The organism is Bacillus sp. FSL M7-0003 (genome assembly GCF_038628485.1).
In the GTDB taxonomy this organism is placed as follows: Bacteria; Bacillota; Bacilli; order Bacillales; family Bacillaceae; genus Bacillus; species Bacillus safensis.
On the sequence record NZ_CP152024.1, the window covers coordinates 110,862 to 125,132 of the forward strand.

A 14,271-nucleotide genomic window follows, 5' to 3' on the forward strand; every position below is an offset into this window, starting at 1 on the left:
AATGGAAAAAGAGAAAAAAGGAGCGAGAGAACTCGATCTCTTAGATATTGTACAGTTTGTGGCACCAGGAACACCTCTGCGGGCAGGGATTGAAAACGTCCTGAGAGCCAATACTGGCGGGCTCATTGTTGTTGGTTATAATGACAAAGTAAAGAGTGTGGTAGATGGAGGATTTCACATTAATTCAGCCTTCTCCCCAGCACATTTATATGAATTGGCGAAGATGGATGGAGCCATTATTCTTAGCGATTCTGGTCAAAAAATCTTGTATGCGAATACACAGCTGATGCCAGATGCAACCATTCATTCATCGGAAACAGGCATGAGGCACCGGACGGCTGAACGTGTAGCAAAGCAGACAGGCTGCTTAATTATTGCTATTTCTGAACGGAGGAACGTCATTACCTTATACCAAGGGAATCGTCGTTATACGCTGAAAGATATTGGCTTTATTTTAACAAAGGCTAATCAAGCCATTCAAACACTTGAGAAATATAAAACGATTTTAGATCACGCCATTTCTGCGTTAAGCGCCCTAGAATTCGAAGAGCTTGTGACCTTTGGGGATGTATTATCCGTGCTGCACCGCTACGAAATGGTACTCAGAATCAAAAATGAAATCAATATGTATATCAAAGAGCTTGGAACAGAGGGACACTTGATCCGTCTGCAGGTCAATGAATTGATTACAGATATGGAGCAGGAAGCGGCTTTATTTATTAAAGATTACGTGAAAGAAAAGATTAAAGATCCGTATGTGCTGCTTAAACAACTTCAAGATATGTCGAGCTTTGAGCTTTTAGATGATTCCATTCTGTACAAGTTACTTGGATATCCCGCTTCTACAAATATTGACGAATATGTGTACACAAGAGGATACAGATTGCTCCATAAAATCCCTAGACTGCCAATGCCAATCGTCGAAAATGTGGTTGAAGCATTCGGTGTGCTAGATCGAATTATGGAAGCAGATGTACAAGAATTGGATGAAGTAGAAGGAATTGGAGAAGTAAGAGCGAAAAAGATAAAAAAAGGATTAAAAAGGTTACAAGAAAAACATTATATCGACCGTCAGCTTTAAGAAGAGAAATTTTCCTCTACTACGGTTAAAAATGGATGAATATGGGTATATTAATGATGGTTTTGTTTTCTGTTGCTCATGATAGGAAACTTAAACATATATCAATGTCAGATGAAGGTGGATTGACAGATGAAAAATAAAGGAGGTGAAGGTATGTTAAAAAGAATCGTTCAGGCGTTTTTTATCATTTTGGGTGCAGTTGTGGGGATTTTTATCATTCCAGAGTTATTTCTGCTTTTAAATGTAAAGGACATACCTTTCATAACAAATGCTTACTCTTCAGCACTAATAGGAGCCGTTGTGTTCTTCATCATTGGTAAATGGTGCACAGGTTATGTGGTAAATTGGGTGAAATGGATCGAGGATTCTCTATTGAAGGCGCCTCTTCCTGATCTTATATCTGGAAGTTTCGGATTAGTATTTGGACTTATTCTAGCATATCTTATTGTAAACGTGATCCCGCTAAACAATATCCCATATCATATTTTTGGTACCATTATTCCGATTTTCCTGGCTTTCTTTTTAGGATACCTTGGGTTTCAGGTAGGCTTTAAGAAGAAGGATGAAATGATAGGGCTGTTCTCCCGATCTGCAAAGGTCACAAAGAAAAAAGGAGCAGCTGATGATGAACCTGAAATAGAAGATAAAAAGCTGAAAATTTTAGACACAAGTGTTATCATTGATGGAAGAATCGCAGATATTTGCCAAACTGGATTCTTAGAAGGTGTCATGGTAATTCCTCAATTTGTACTCGAGGAATTACAGCATATTGCAGACTCTTCAGATGTATTAAAGAGAAATAGAGGCCGAAGAGGTCTTGATATTTTAAATCGTATTCAAAAAGAATTGGATATCAAAGTTGAAATTTACGAAGGTGACTTCGAAGACATTCAAGAGGTTGATAGCAAGCTTGTGAAGCTGGCGAAATTAACTTCAGGTGTTGTTGTGACCAATGATTTTAATTTAAATAAAGTATGCGAACTTCAAAAAGTAGCAGTGTTAAACATCAATGATCTAGCCAATGCCGTTAAACCGGTTGTACTGCCTGGGGAAGAAATGAAGGTACAGGTCATCAAAGATGGGAAAGAGCATAACCAAGGTGTTGCTTACTTAGATGACGGGACGATGATTGTGGTCGAGGAAGGACGCAATTACATTGGAAAAGACATTGACGTGCTCGTCACAAGTGTGCTGCAGACTGCTGCTGGAAGAATGATTTTTGCGAAGCCAAAACTTCTGGAGAAGGCGCTCTAAAGGGAGAACGAACATGTATTATGAAGTAGTTATTCCGGCTGCGGGGCAGGGGAAACGAATGAAGGCCGGCCGCAATAAGCTTTTTATTGAGCTGAAAAGAATGCCGGTCATCATTCATACACTAAAGGTGTTTGACGCTCATGCGCAATGCAAACGAATGATCCTAGCGATCAATGAAGAGGAGCGTCAAGACTTTGAAAGGCTACTCAAGGTACACGCTTTTCAAACGCCTGTTTCACTTGTCACTGGCGGTGAAGAACGTCAGCAAAGTGTATACGAAGGATTAAAGGCTGTGAAAGATGCGGACATCGTGCTTGTTCATGATGGGGCAAGGCCTTTTATTAAGCATACACAGATTGACTTGCTCGTTAAAGCGGCGATTGAAAAAGGCTCCGCAGTTGTAGCGGTACCAGTGAAAGACACAATCAAACGCGTTCAAGAAGGCAAAGTGGAACAAACCATTGAACGTCAGAGCTTGTGGGCAGTCCAGACCCCACAAGCTTTTCGTCATTCTATTTTAAAAGAGGCGCATGAATATGCGGAGCGGACAGGCTTCCTTGGAACAGACGACGCCAGTCTTGTTGAACAATTACAAGGTGAGAATGTGTATATTGTCCAAGGAGACTATACCAATATTAAGCTGACAACACCGGATGATTTATTGGTTGCCAAGGCAATTATGGATGCGGAAAGAGGGTACTAGATCATGTTGAGAATAGGACAAGGTTTTGATGTACATCAATTAACAGAGGGAAGACCTCTAATTATCGGCGGGGTCACCATCCCTTATGAAAAGGGACTGCTAGGGCATTCAGATGCTGACGTCCTGCTTCACACAGTGGCAGATGCATGCCTTGGTGCGATTGCTGAAGGAGATATCGGCAGACATTTCCCAGACACAGATCCTGAGTTTAAGGATGCAGATTCTTTTAAATTATTGCAGCATGTGTGGGCACTTGTGAAAGAAAAGGGCTACACACTTGTGAATATTGACTGCACCATCATGGCGCAAAAGCCAAAAATGGCACCTTACATTCAACCAATGTGTGAGAAAATTGCAGAAGCGCTTGAGGCAGATGTCACACAGGTGAATGTCAAAGCAACAACGACAGAGAAACTCGGATTTACAGGAAGAGGAGAAGGAATTGCCTCTCAGGCAACAGTGCTTCTTCAGAAAAAGTAAAATCCATTTTGATGAGAATAGGTTTTGATGATAAAATACGTTTATAAAAAATTGGTGTCAGACAACATGATGCAGATGAAAGGAAGTTAAACTCATGGGAAATGAAGTGCGTGTTCGTTATGCACCGAGTCCAACTGGTCATTTACATATTGGGAATGCTAGAACGGCTCTTTTCAACTATTTGTTCGCACGCAGCCAAGGCGGCAAATTTATTATTCGAATCGAGGATACGGACCAAAAGCGTAATGTAGAAGGCGGGGAGGAAAGCCAGCTTCGCCACCTGCAATGGCTCGGTATTGATTGGGATGAGAGCATTGATAAAGATGGCGGTTACGGTCCTTACAGACAATCAGAGCGTAATGATATTTACAAAAAATATTATGACGAACTGTTAGAGAAGGACTTGGCTTATAAGTGCTATTGTACGGCTGAAGAGCTAGAGGCCGAGCGTGAAGCACAAATCGCCCGCAGTGAAATGCCTCGATATTCTGGTAAATGCAGTCATTTATCAAAAGAAGAAGAGGACAAACTGATTGCTGAAGGAAGAGAGCCAAGCATCCGCTTCCGAGTACCAAAAGGAGAAATCATCAAATTTGACGACATGGTCAAAGGTGAAATTTCATTTGAAACAGACGGCATTGGTGACTTTGTTATTGTGAAAAAAGATGGCACGCCAACTTATAACTTTGCCGTAGCCGTGGATGATCATTTGATGAAAATGACTCACGTTCTTCGCGGAGAAGATCATATTTCAAATACCCCTAAACAAATCATGATTTTTCATGCATTTGGCTGGGAGGTTCCGCTATTCGGACATATGACGTTGATTGTGAACGAGAACCGCAAGAAATTAAGTAAACGTGATGAATCAATTATTCAATTCATCGAGCAATATAAGAATTTAGGCTATTTACCTGAAGCCCTGTTTAACTTCATTGCATTACTTGGATGGTCTCCAGTAGGCGAAGAAGAACTGTTTACAAAAGAGCAATTCATCGACATTTTCGATGTAAACCGACTTTCTAAGTCACCAGCTCTATTCGATATGCATAAACTAAAATGGGTGAACAACCAATACGTGAAAGCACTTGATCTTGATCAGGTTGTGGCACTAACACTTCCGCATCTTCAAAAAGCAGGCAAGGTAAGTGAGCAGCTGACTGAAGAAGAAAACACGTGGGTACGCAAGCTTATTTCTCTGTATCACGAACAATTAAGCTACGGAGCAGAAATTGTTGAGTTAACAGAGTTGTTCTTTAAGGAGCAAATTGAGTATAATCAAGAGGCAAAGGAAGTTCTAGCAGAGGAGCAAGTACCAGAAGTGATGGCATCTTTTGCAGGTCAGCTTGAACAGCTTGAGTCTTTCACACCTGATGAAATCAAGGCTGCCATTAAAGCGGTACAAAAAGAAACAGGGCATAAAGGCAAGAAACTATTCATGCCGATTCGTGTGGCTGTCACAGGACAAACGCATGGCCCAGAACTTCCGCAAAGTATTGAATTACTAGGTAAAGAAACGGTATTAAACCGCATTAAACAAATATAAGGAAATCGTTGCGAGGGAGAAGTACAATGTACTCGTCCATCACAGAAAGAGTCTCCACCGGCTGAAAGAGACTTATGGGCAGACATTGGAAATGCACCCTCAAGACCCTTGAGGAACACGTACGTTAGTATGCAAGGGCGGTACCCTCCGTTATGGGATTAAGTTGAGAAGGCTGAAAGATAAGTAGCTTTCTAAACAGAGTGGAACCGCGTTTTCAAAACGTCTCTGTCATTTGGCAGAGGCGTTTTTTATTTGTCCAAAAAAAGAGAGCAAGTCCTAAGAGAGATTCATGGGGAAGAACGGGGGGAGCATGTGTTTTTCAAAATGCTGAAAGAAGATATTGATACTGTGTTTGATCAAGATCCTGCTGCTAGAAGCTATATTGAAGTAGTGCTAACCTATTCAGGGCTTCATGCGATTTGGGCTCACCGTATTGCGCACGCATTTTATAAGCGGAAGCTGTATTTTATTGCGCGGATCATTTCTCAGGTCAGCCGCTTTTTCACAGGGGTGGAAATTCATCCGGCGGCAACCATTGGCAGGCGGTTCTTCATTGATCACGGCATGGGCGTCGTGATCGGGGAAACATGTGAAATTGGAGACAACGTCACTGTTTTCCAAGGCGTGACATTAGGGGGAACAGGGAAAGAAAAGGGAAAGCGGCATCCGACCATTTTAGATGATGCCCTCATTGCGACAGGTGCCAAGGTGCTTGGTTCTATCACGGTTGGAAAAGGGTCCAAGATTGGTGCAGGGTCGGTCGTGTTAAAAGACGTCCCAGACCATTCCACTGTTGTAGGTATACCTGGGCGAGTGGTCGTTCAAAATGGAAAGAAAATCAATCGTGATCTCAACCATCAAGATTTGCCAGATCCAGTTTCCGATCGTTTTAAAGAATTGGAACGAGAAATGGAAAAGCTAAAAGGTGAGCTGGCTTCATTGAGCAGAAAGGAAGAACAATCATGACAATCAATATTTATAATACATTGACACGTAAGAAGGAAGAATTTGTCCCGCTTGAGCCAGGAAAGGTCAAGATGTATGTGTGCGGACCAACCGTTTATAACTACATTCATATCGGAAATGCTAGACCTGCTATTGTTTATGACACTGTACGTAAGTATTTAGAATACAGCGGTTACGATGTGAACTTTGTATCAAACTTTACAGATGTGGATGATAAACTCATCAAGGCAGCCAATGAACTCGGAGAAGATGTGCCGACAATTGCTGATCGTTTTATCCAAGCCTACTTCGAAGACGTCAGTGCGCTCGGCTGCAAAAAAGCAGACCTTCACCCGCGAGTGACGGAAAACATGGATGATATCATTGCGTTTATTGCGACATTGATTGAAAAAGGCTACGCCTATGAAGCAGATGGTGACGTGTATTACAGCACACGCTCATTTGAAGGTTATGGAAAGCTTTCTCACCAATCAATTGATGAATTGAAGACAGGTGCTCGTATTCGTGTAGGTGAAAAGAAACGAGATGCGCTGGACTTTGCTCTTTGGAAGGCTGCAAAGGATCAGGAAATCTCTTGGGATAGCCCGTGGGGCAAAGGACGCCCAGGCTGGCACATCGAATGCTCGGCAATGGTCAAAAAATATTTAGGTGATACGATCGACATTCATGCTGGCGGACAGGATTTAACATTCCCTCACCATGAGAATGAAATTGCCCAATCTGAGGCTTTGACAGGGAAGCCTTTTGCGAAGTATTGGATGCATAACGGGTATATTAATATCGATAATGAAAAAATGTCAAAATCACTTGGCAACTTTGTGCTCGTGCATGACATTGTGAAAGAACAAGATCCTGATGTGCTCCGCTTCTTTATGTTGTCGGTTCACTATCGCCACCCAATTAACTACTCAATGGATTTATTAGAAAGTACAAAGAGTGCGTTTAACCGACTCAAGACATCGTATGCGAATTTACATCACCGTCTTGAGAGCAGCACGAATATTACGGAAGACAATGCGGAATGGCTGGAAAAAATTGAAGAGCAGCGTGCGACATTTGTTTCTGAAATGAATGATGACTTCAATACGGCAAATGCGATCTCTGTTTTATTCGAATTAGCGAAACAGGCGAATTATTATATGGAAAATGATCATACTTCGGAGGAAGTGATCAAGGCATTTATCGGCTTGTTCCAAGAAATTACGTCTGTTCTCGGCTTCTCATTAGAAGAAAAGCACACGCTTGACGAAGAGGTAGAAGCGTTAATTGAAAAACGCAATGAAGCTAGAAGAAATCGTGACTTTGCCCTATCTGATCAAATTCGTGATCAATTAAAGAACATGAATATTGTGTTGGAGGACACTCCTCAAGGTACTCGCTGGAAAAGAGGAGAATAGGCAATGTTGAATTTTGAAAAGCTGAAAGACGGTAAACAGCTGAACGGACTTGCGCTGGCTTATATGGGTGATGCCATTTTTGAAGTATATGTGAGGCATCACCTCCTCCAAACGGGGGCGACAAAGCCAAATGAGCTGCACAAACGAGCAAGCAAAATTGTTTCAGCTAAATCACAGGCTGCTATTTTATTTACGCTTCAGCAGCAAGGCTTTTTCACTGAAGCAGAAGAAGCGGTGCTGAAAAGAGGAAGAAACGCAAAATCAGGCACAGTGCCTAAAAACACAGACGTTCAAACGTATCGTTATAGTACAGCGTTTGAAGCGCTTATGGGTTATTTATTTATCGAAAAGCAGGACGAACGCTTAGAAGAGCTGATTGGTCAGGCGATTGAAATCGGAACGTCAGGGAGGAAGACAAATGAGTCAGCAACATGATTATGTCATTGGGAAAAATGCAGTGATTGAGACACTGAAGTCAGATCGGGAGTTATACAAGCTCTGGATGGCAGAAAACACTGTAAAAGGACAAGCCCAGCAGGTCATTGAACTCGCTAAAAAGCAAAATATCACCATTCAGTATGTTCCGAGGAAAAAGCTTGATCAAATGGTTACAGGTCAGCACCAGGGAATCGTTGCACAAGTAGCAGCATATGAATATGCAGAATTGGACGATCTGTATCAAATCGCTGAAAAGCGGAATGAACAGCCTTTCTTTCTGATTTTAGATGAAATTGAAGACCCGCATAATTTAGGATCTATTATGCGTACGGCCGATGCTGTAGGTGCACATGGGATTGTCATTCCGAAAAGGAGAGCGGTCGGTCTAACAACAACAGTTGCTAAGGCATCCACTGGAGCAATTGAGCATATTCCTGTTGCAAAAGTGACCAATCTTTCAAGAGCCCTTGATGAAATGAAAGAAAGAGGAATCTGGGTTGCGGGAACAGATGCGTCTGCTAAACAGGATTACAGACAATTTGATGGCACAATGCCGCTGGCTCTTGTGATTGGCAGTGAAGGAAAAGGAATTGGCCGATTGATTAAAGAAAAGTGTGATTTTCTGATTAAACTGCCTATGGCCGGGAAGGTTACTTCGTTAAACGCATCAGTTGCGGCTGGTCTATTGATGTATGAAGTGTATCGAAAACGTTATCCGTTAGGAGAATAGAGATGGATATCCTCTTAGTCGATGGATACAACATGATAGGTGCATGGCCTCAGCTGCAGCACTTAAAGGAAAACAGCTTTGAAGAAGCCAGAGACGTGCTGATTCAACATTTAGCAGAATATCAAGCCTACACAGGGTATCGAGTCATTGTCGTATTCGATGCCCATATGGTCAAAGGAATTGAAAAAAAGCGGACCAACCACCGAGTAGAGGTCATCTTTACGAGAGAGAATGAAACGGCGGATGAGCGGATTGAAAAGCTGGCGCAGGATTTGAATAATATCCGGACGCAAATTCATGTGGCAACCTCAGATTTTACGGAACAATGGGCTATTTTTGGACAAGGAGCTCTTCGGAAGTCGGCTCGTGAGCTTTTAAGAGAGATTGAAGTGATAGAACGAAAGATTGAAACGAGGGTCAAAAAGATTACTTCTGATAAACCAGCATCTAAGATTGAATTGTCAGAAGATGTATTGAAAACGTTTGAAAAATGGCGGCGCGGGAATCTGGAATAGCTTGACGATATTTCAACCATTAATGTATAATATTTCTATCTAGGTGCGGTCGGGGGGATCGAAGTGAATCTAAACAACAGCAAGGGTAAGTCCATCAGAGAGCAATTTTGCCAGTTGGAAGATGAACAAGTCATTGAAAGGGTTCATGTCGGAGATAGTGATGCGCTAGATTATTTAATAACGAAATACCGCAATTTTGTACGTGCGAAAGCAAGATCTTATTTCTTGATAGGAGCGGATCGAGAGGACATTGTCCAAGAGGGAATGATCGGACTTTATAAGTCTATCCGCGATTTCAGAGAGGACAAGCTTACTTCATTTAAGGCTTTTGCAGAATTATGTATTACCCGCCAAATTATCACCGCAATTAAAACAGCTACTCGCCAAAAACATATCCCGTTAAATTCCTATGTATCATTAGACAAGCCGATCTACGATGAAGAATCGGACAGAACATTATTGGATGTCATTTCCGGTGCTAAAGCGCTTAACCCAGAAGACTTAATCATTAGCAAAGAAGAATTTGATGATATCGAAATGAAGATGGGTGAACTGCTAAGCGAGCTGGAAAGAAAGGTACTTGTGCTGTATCTTGATGGCAGATCCTATCAGGAGATTTCGGAAGATTTAAACCGTCATGTGAAATCAATTGATAACGCACTCCAAAGAGTAAAGAGAAAATTAGAGAAATATTTAGAGCTTCGCGAGATTAGTCTCTAATCAAACCTATATTGACAGCTTTTTCGACACTGTGATAAGGTACTAATGAAATGATGTCGAGAAAATAGGTGTAAATATGAGGAAAAAGATTACTCTAGCCTGTAAAGACTGCGGAAGCCGCAATTATACGACAATGAAAAGTGTTGCTTCAGCAGCTGAAAGATTAGAAGTTAAGAAATATTGCAAGACTTGTAATTCACATAAAACACATTTAGAAACGAAGTAAGATTTGCGTTCTTTAATCTGTGGAGGTCTTTTACATGCGTATTATCAGTTTCTTAAAAAGTGTCGGAAAAGAAATGAAAAAGGTCAGCTGGCCAAAGAAGAACGAAATGGTCCGCTACACAATCACTGTTATTTTAACAGTCGTATTCTTTGCCATCTTTTTCTCTTTTCTTGATATAGGAATCTCACAATTAATCGAATTAATTCATTAATACTTGAATAATGGTCTGCTGAACGTGCTATAATAGATCATAATATGACTTGCCAAAAAACCCGTTTTACGGGTTTTTTCAATTGCTTGAAAATATTTACCGTTACTCGAGATTCGTCAAATAGACATTATAAAATGTGGGGAGGGAAGGACTAAATAGTCCTGAACGAAAATGGAAAAGAATTGGTATGTTGTGCATACGTACTCTGGCTATGAAAACAAAGTAAAAGCGAATTTGGAAAAGCGTGTTGAATCAATGGGCATGCAGGATAAAATCTTCCGCGTCGTCGTACCAGAAGAAGAAGAAACGGATATTAAAAATGGTAAGAAAAAAGTCGTCAAAAAGAAAGTATTCCCTGGCTATGTCCTAGTGGAAATCGTGATGACTGACGACTCTTGGTATGTTGTTCGTAATACACCAGGTGTCACTGGATTCGTTGGATCAGCTGGATCAGGCTCAAAGCCGACTGCACTGCTGCCAGGCGAAGCCGAAACCATTCTGAAGAGAATGGGACTTGAAGAACGCAAAACAGAAATCGACTTTGAACTGAAAGAAACAGTTAAGGTCATCGATGGACCATTTGCTAACTTCACTGGATCGATTGAAGAAATTGATTACGATAAAAGCAAAGTCAAAGTATTCGTTAATATGTTTGGTAGAGAAACACCTGTTGAACTTGAGTTCACGCAGATCGATAAATTGTAATTTAAAAGAGCTTGAAATGAGTGTATAGAAGTGGTAATATAGCAAAGGTACGTCTTGAGTTCACTCAAGATCGCTAGCTAGTTATTTCGTCATTCATATAAAGAATGAAGTTGTTGAGTGGGAGGGGGATTCCCCTATTACCACATCACGGACTTTAAGGAGGTGTGTCTCGTGGCTAAAAAAGTAGTTAAAGTTGTTAAATTGCAAATTCCTGCTGGAAAAGCTAACCCAGCTCCACCAGTTGGACCTGCACTAGGTCAAGCCGGTGTTAATATCATGGGATTCTGTAAGGAGTTTAACGCTCGTACAGCTGACCAAGCTGGTCTTATCATTCCTGTTGAAATTTCGGTTTTTGAAGACCGTTCATTTACATTTATTACTAAAACTCCACCTGCTGCAGTTTTACTTAAAAAAGCAGCTGGTATTGAGTCTGGTTCTGGTGAACCTAACCGTAATAAAGTGGCAACTGTTAAGCGTGATAAAGTACGCGAAATCGCGGAAACAAAAATGCCTGACTTAAACGCTGCTAGCGTTGAATCAGCTATGCGCATGGTTGAAGGTACTGCACGCAGTATGGGTATTGTCATCGAAGATTAATTTTTTGTCTTGTTGGGTTGCGAGTTTGGTTTTGACAAGTTCGCAACCCTTATTCGTGGGAGGTTATTCCGCTAAAACCACATAAGGAGGATTTTTATAATGGCTAAAAAAGGTAAAAAGTATGTAGAAGCTGCTAAGCTGATCGATCGTACAAAAGCGTATGATGTAGCTGAAGCTGTTTCTCTTACAAAAAAAGCAAATACAGCTAAATTTGATGCGACTGTAGAAGTTGCTTTTCGTTTGGGCGTAGACCCTCGTAAAAACGATCAACAAATCCGCGGTGCAGTTGTACTTCCTAACGGAACTGGTAAAACTCAACGCGTTCTTGTGTTCGCTAAAGGCGAAAAAGCAAAAGAAGCAGAAGCTGCTGGAGCAGACTACGTTGGAGATTCTGATTACATCACTAAAATCCAACAAGGCTGGTTCGAATTCGATGTAATCGTTGCGACACCTGACATGATGGGTGAAGTGGGTAAGATCGGTCGTGTACTTGGACCAAAAGGTCTTATGCCAAACCCTAAAACAGGAACTGTAACGTTCGAAGTTGAAAAAGCAATCAATGAAATCAAAGCTGGTAAAGTAGAATACCGCGTTGATAAAGCTGGTAACATCCACGCGCCAATCGGAAAGGTTTCTTTCGAGGACGAAAAGCTTGTTGAGAACTTTGCAACAATCTATGACACAATCCTTAAAGCAAAACCTGCAGCGGCTAAAGGTGTATACGTGAAAAACGTTTCTGTTACATCTACTATGGGCCCTGGCGTGAAAGTGGATCCATCTTCTTTCTCTGCAAAATAATTCTTGACTTATGACAACCATTTTGATAATATCAAAATGTTGTAAAATAGAATAATGTCCATTTATACCGTAGACAGCAGGGGCCTTATGGCTTAATTAACCCGCCGAGGTGTATATGTCACAGTCTTACGTTAACGTATGCTTGTATATACAGCCTCCATGTCTTAATGGAGGCTTTTTATATGGAGAACCGTTCGTTAGGAACGTGATGGCCTGATCGGTATAAGTGTTACACAAAGAATGTACAGGAGGTGTAACCATGAGCAATGCAATCGATACTAAAAAAGTTGTCGTTGATGAAATTACTTCTAAATTTAAAGATAGTATGTCTACTGTCATTGTAGATTACCGCGGTCTTTCAGTTTCTGAAGTGACTGAACTTCGTAAACAGCTTCGTGAAGCTGGCGTAGAATTCAAAGTTTACAAAAACACTTTGACTCGCCGTGCAGTTGAACAAGTTGAACTAACGGGTTTAAACGATTTCTTAACAGGTCCAAACGCTATCGCATTCAGTAACGAAGATGTTATCGCACCTGCGAAAATCATCAACGAATTTGCGAAAAGCCACGAAGCTTTAGAAATCAAAGCTGGTGTCATCGAAGGAAACGTAGCGACTGTAGAAGAAGTGAAGGCTCTTGCGGAACTTCCGTCTCGCGAAGGCTTACTTTCTATGTTGCTTAGCGTTCTTCAAGCTCCAGTTCGTAATCTTGCTCTTGCTACTAAAGCAGTTGCAGATCAAAAAGAAGAACAAGGCGCTTAATGCGTACTTTACGTTTACGTAAAAAAACTTAAAATGGAGGAATTACAAATGGCTTTAAATATCGAAGAAATCATTGCTTCAGTTAAAGAAGCAACTGTACTTGAGTTAAACGACTTAGTAAAAGCAATCGAAGAAGAATTTGGCGTAACTGCTGCTGCTCCTGTAGCTGTAGCTGCTGGTGGCGGTGCTGCTGCTGAAGAAAAAACTGATTTTGATCTAGTACTTGCTGGTGCTGGAGACCAAAAAATCAAAGTTATCAAAGTGGTTCGTGAAATCACTGGTCTTGGCTTGAAAGAAGCTAAAGAACTTGTTGACAACACTCCAAAACCACTTAAAGAAGGTATTGCTAAAGAAGAAGCTGAAGAACTTAAAGCTAAGCTTGAAGAAGTTGGCGCTTCTGTAGAAGTTAAGTAATCTTCGCCTAATCTTTTGGGAAAGCTCGCTTTTACTGGCGGGCTTTTTCTTTTCTAATCTCCTGAAACGATTGAATCCAGAGGAGGTCCATTCACCATGAGTGACCACTATTATACGGAAAAGCCATCAGTGAAAAGCAATAAACAGACATGGGACTTCACCTTGAGAAACCGTACCTTTACTTTTACAAGTGACAGTGGAGTGTTTTCTAAGAAAGAAGTCGACTTTGGTTCAAGGCTTTTAATTGAAGCTTTCGAAGAACCTGACTTGGATGGCGATGTCTTAGATGTCGGTTGCGGTTATGGACCGATCGGCTTATCGTTAGCAAACGAAATGACTAGCCGTACCATTCATATGATTGATGTGAACGAAAGAGCAGTCGAACTTTCAAAGGAAAACGCTAAACATAATCGCATTGATAATGTTCGCATCTATCAAAGTGATTTGTTCTCGAATGTTCATTCCTCAGCTGCTTTTGCCTCTATACTGACCAATCCCCCAATACGGGCAGGGAAGAAAGTTGTACATGCGATCTTTGAAAAAAGTGCTGATCATTTATTGCCGGAAGGTGAGTTGTGGGTGGTTATTCAGAAAAAGCAAGGTGGGCCATCTGCGATTGAAAAATTAGAGCAGCTCTTTGGAGAAGTCGAGGTTGTACTGAAAAAAAAGGGCTACTATATCATCAAAGCTAAAAAAGTTTGACGCAGTTTCCTAGCTGTGTTAACATTAT

Annotated in this window: 19 protein-coding genes and 2 other annotated features; all 19 genes read left to right on the forward strand. The window is 41.2% G+C overall.

Features of this window, described 5'->3' with window-relative positions:
- Position 1 precedes the first annotated feature (1 nt).
- The 19 genes from disA to MHI23_RS00685 all read left to right on the forward strand — a co-directional run bounded on the left by disA (position 2) and on the right by MHI23_RS00685 (position 14,243).
- Complete coding sequence (gene disA, locus MHI23_RS00595) at positions 2 to 1,081, forward strand: DNA integrity scanning diadenylate cyclase DisA (RefSeq protein WP_024425581.1); 1,080 nt, start codon at positions 2 to 4, stop codon at positions 1,079 to 1,081.
- Positions 1,082 to 1,234: 153 nt separating this feature from the next.
- Positions 1,235 to 2,335, forward strand: coding sequence for a PIN/TRAM domain-containing protein (locus MHI23_RS00600; protein WP_024425582.1), 1,101 nt, complete (start codon positions 1,235 to 1,237; stop codon positions 2,333 to 2,335).
- 13 nt (positions 2,336 to 2,348) lie between these two features.
- Positions 2,349 to 3,038, forward strand: coding sequence for a 2-C-methyl-D-erythritol 4-phosphate cytidylyltransferase (gene ispD, locus MHI23_RS00605; protein ID WP_024425583.1), 690 nt, complete (start codon positions 2,349 to 2,351; stop codon positions 3,036 to 3,038).
- A 3-nt stretch (positions 3,039 to 3,041) separates the two neighbouring features.
- A complete protein-coding gene (ispF, locus tag MHI23_RS00610) occupies positions 3,042 to 3,518 on the forward strand; it encodes a 2-C-methyl-D-erythritol 2,4-cyclodiphosphate synthase (RefSeq protein ID WP_003216928.1) in 477 nt (158 codons plus the stop codon).
- 94 nt (positions 3,519 to 3,612) lie between these two features.
- Positions 3,613 to 5,064 carry a glutamate--tRNA ligase gene (gene gltX, locus MHI23_RS00615; protein WP_034621521.1) on the forward strand — a complete coding sequence of 484 codons (1,452 nt, stop codon included), beginning with the start codon at positions 3,613 to 3,615 and terminating at the stop codon, positions 5,062 to 5,064.
- Positions 5,064 to 5,294 (forward strand) — a binding site (T-box leader). Its footprint overlaps the gene before it by 1 nt.
- An 82-nt stretch (positions 5,295 to 5,376) precedes the next feature.
- Positions 5,377 to 6,030: a serine O-acetyltransferase gene (cysE, locus tag MHI23_RS00620; protein ID WP_024425585.1), complete on the forward strand. Its 654-nt coding sequence runs from the start codon at positions 5,377 to 5,379 to the stop codon at positions 6,028 to 6,030.
- Positions 6,027 to 7,427 (forward strand): cysteine--tRNA ligase, encoded by a 1,401-nt coding sequence (cysS, locus tag MHI23_RS00625; RefSeq protein ID WP_044333797.1) that lies wholly within the window; start codon positions 6,027 to 6,029, stop codon positions 7,425 to 7,427. The genes cysE and cysS overlap by 4 nt, the downstream gene beginning before the upstream one ends.
- 3 nt (positions 7,428 to 7,430) lie before the next feature.
- Entirely contained in the window at positions 7,431 to 7,862 is a 432-nt protein-coding gene (locus tag MHI23_RS00630) for a Mini-ribonuclease 3 (protein WP_024425587.1), read from the forward strand.
- Positions 7,846 to 8,595 (forward strand): 23S rRNA (guanosine(2251)-2'-O)-methyltransferase RlmB, encoded by a 750-nt coding sequence (gene rlmB / locus MHI23_RS00635; protein WP_024425588.1) that lies wholly within the window; start codon positions 7,846 to 7,848, stop codon positions 8,593 to 8,595. The genes MHI23_RS00630 and rlmB overlap by 17 nt, the downstream gene beginning before the upstream one ends.
- A gap of 2 nt (positions 8,596 to 8,597) precedes the next feature.
- Entirely contained in the window at positions 8,598 to 9,110 is a 513-nt protein-coding gene (rae1, locus tag MHI23_RS00640) for a ribosome-dependent mRNA decay endonuclease Rae1/YacP (protein WP_024425589.1), read from the forward strand.
- A 63-nt stretch (positions 9,111 to 9,173) separates the two neighbouring features.
- Complete coding sequence (sigH, locus tag MHI23_RS00645; RefSeq protein WP_008345424.1) at positions 9,174 to 9,830, forward strand: RNA polymerase sporulation sigma factor SigH; 657 nt, start codon at positions 9,174 to 9,176, stop codon at positions 9,828 to 9,830.
- Between the two features lie 76 nt (positions 9,831 to 9,906).
- Positions 9,907 to 10,056: a 50S ribosomal protein L33 gene (gene rpmG / locus MHI23_RS00650; RefSeq protein ID WP_008356502.1), complete on the forward strand. Its 150-nt coding sequence runs from the start codon at positions 9,907 to 9,909 to the stop codon at positions 10,054 to 10,056.
- Between the two features lie 34 nt (positions 10,057 to 10,090).
- Positions 10,091 to 10,267, forward strand: coding sequence for a preprotein translocase subunit SecE (gene secE / locus MHI23_RS00655; RefSeq protein ID WP_008345422.1), 177 nt, complete (start codon positions 10,091 to 10,093; stop codon positions 10,265 to 10,267).
- Positions 10,268 to 10,438: 171 nt separating this feature from the next.
- Entirely contained in the window at positions 10,439 to 10,972 is a 534-nt protein-coding gene (gene nusG, locus MHI23_RS00660; protein ID WP_003217197.1) for a transcription termination/antitermination protein NusG, read from the forward strand.
- A 171-nt stretch (positions 10,973 to 11,143) separates the two neighbouring features.
- Positions 11,144 to 11,569 (forward strand): 50S ribosomal protein L11, encoded by a 426-nt coding sequence (gene rplK / locus MHI23_RS00665; RefSeq protein ID WP_003216956.1) that lies wholly within the window; start codon positions 11,144 to 11,146, stop codon positions 11,567 to 11,569.
- A 99-nt stretch (positions 11,570 to 11,668) separates the two neighbouring features.
- Entirely contained in the window at positions 11,669 to 12,367 is a 699-nt protein-coding gene (gene rplA, locus MHI23_RS00670; protein ID WP_017359164.1) for a 50S ribosomal protein L1, read from the forward strand.
- Positions 12,368 to 12,416: 49 nt separating this feature from the next.
- Positions 12,417 to 12,557, forward strand: a sequence feature (ribosomal protein L10 leader region).
- 69 nt (positions 12,558 to 12,626) lie between these two features.
- Complete coding sequence (rplJ, locus tag MHI23_RS00675; protein ID WP_024425590.1) at positions 12,627 to 13,127, forward strand: 50S ribosomal protein L10; 501 nt, start codon at positions 12,627 to 12,629, stop codon at positions 13,125 to 13,127.
- A gap of 48 nt (positions 13,128 to 13,175) precedes the next feature.
- The gene (gene rplL / locus MHI23_RS00680; protein ID WP_008345418.1) at positions 13,176 to 13,541 is read left to right on the forward strand and encodes a 50S ribosomal protein L7/L12; all 366 of its coding nucleotides are present in this window, start codon (positions 13,176 to 13,178) and stop codon (positions 13,539 to 13,541) included.
- Between the two features lie 96 nt (positions 13,542 to 13,637).
- The gene (locus MHI23_RS00685) at positions 13,638 to 14,243 is read left to right on the forward strand and encodes a class I SAM-dependent methyltransferase (RefSeq protein ID WP_024425591.1); all 606 of its coding nucleotides are present in this window, start codon (positions 13,638 to 13,640) and stop codon (positions 14,241 to 14,243) included.
- Positions 14,244 to 14,271: the final 28 nt, after the last annotated feature.

Coding starts and splice junctions, on each gene's coding strand:
- MHI23_RS00685 (WP_024425591.1), top strand. CDS start 13,638: ATGAGTGACCACTATTATACGGAAAAGCCATCAGTGAAAAGCAATAAA.
- cysS (WP_044333797.1), top strand. CDS start 6,027: ATGACAATCAATATTTATAATACATTGACACGTAAGAAGGAAGAATTT.
- rplA (WP_017359164.1), top strand. CDS start 11,669: ATGGCTAAAAAAGGTAAAAAGTATGTAGAAGCTGCTAAGCTGATCGAT.
- nusG (WP_003217197.1), top strand. CDS start 10,439: ATGGAAAAGAATTGGTATGTTGTGCATACGTACTCTGGCTATGAAAAC.
- rplJ (WP_024425590.1), top strand. CDS start 12,627: ATGAGCAATGCAATCGATACTAAAAAAGTTGTCGTTGATGAAATTACT.
- MHI23_RS00630 (WP_024425587.1), top strand. CDS start 7,431: ATGTTGAATTTTGAAAAGCTGAAAGACGGTAAACAGCTGAACGGACTT.
- gltX (WP_034621521.1), top strand. CDS start 3,613: ATGGGAAATGAAGTGCGTGTTCGTTATGCACCGAGTCCAACTGGTCAT.
- disA (WP_024425581.1), top strand. CDS start 2: ATGGAAAAAGAGAAAAAAGGAGCGAGAGAACTCGATCTCTTAGATATT.
- rae1 (WP_024425589.1), top strand. CDS start 8,598: ATGGATATCCTCTTAGTCGATGGATACAACATGATAGGTGCATGGCCT.
- ispD (WP_024425583.1), top strand. CDS start 2,349: ATGTATTATGAAGTAGTTATTCCGGCTGCGGGGCAGGGGAAACGAATG.
- secE (WP_008345422.1), top strand. CDS start 10,091: ATGCGTATTATCAGTTTCTTAAAAAGTGTCGGAAAAGAAATGAAAAAG.
- rlmB (WP_024425588.1), top strand. CDS start 7,846: ATGAGTCAGCAACATGATTATGTCATTGGGAAAAATGCAGTGATTGAG.
- ispF (WP_003216928.1), top strand. CDS start 3,042: ATGTTGAGAATAGGACAAGGTTTTGATGTACATCAATTAACAGAGGGA.
- rplL (WP_008345418.1), top strand. CDS start 13,176: ATGGCTTTAAATATCGAAGAAATCATTGCTTCAGTTAAAGAAGCAACT.
- MHI23_RS00600 (WP_024425582.1), top strand. CDS start 1,235: ATGTTAAAAAGAATCGTTCAGGCGTTTTTTATCATTTTGGGTGCAGTT.
- rpmG (WP_008356502.1), top strand. CDS start 9,907: ATGAGGAAAAAGATTACTCTAGCCTGTAAAGACTGCGGAAGCCGCAAT.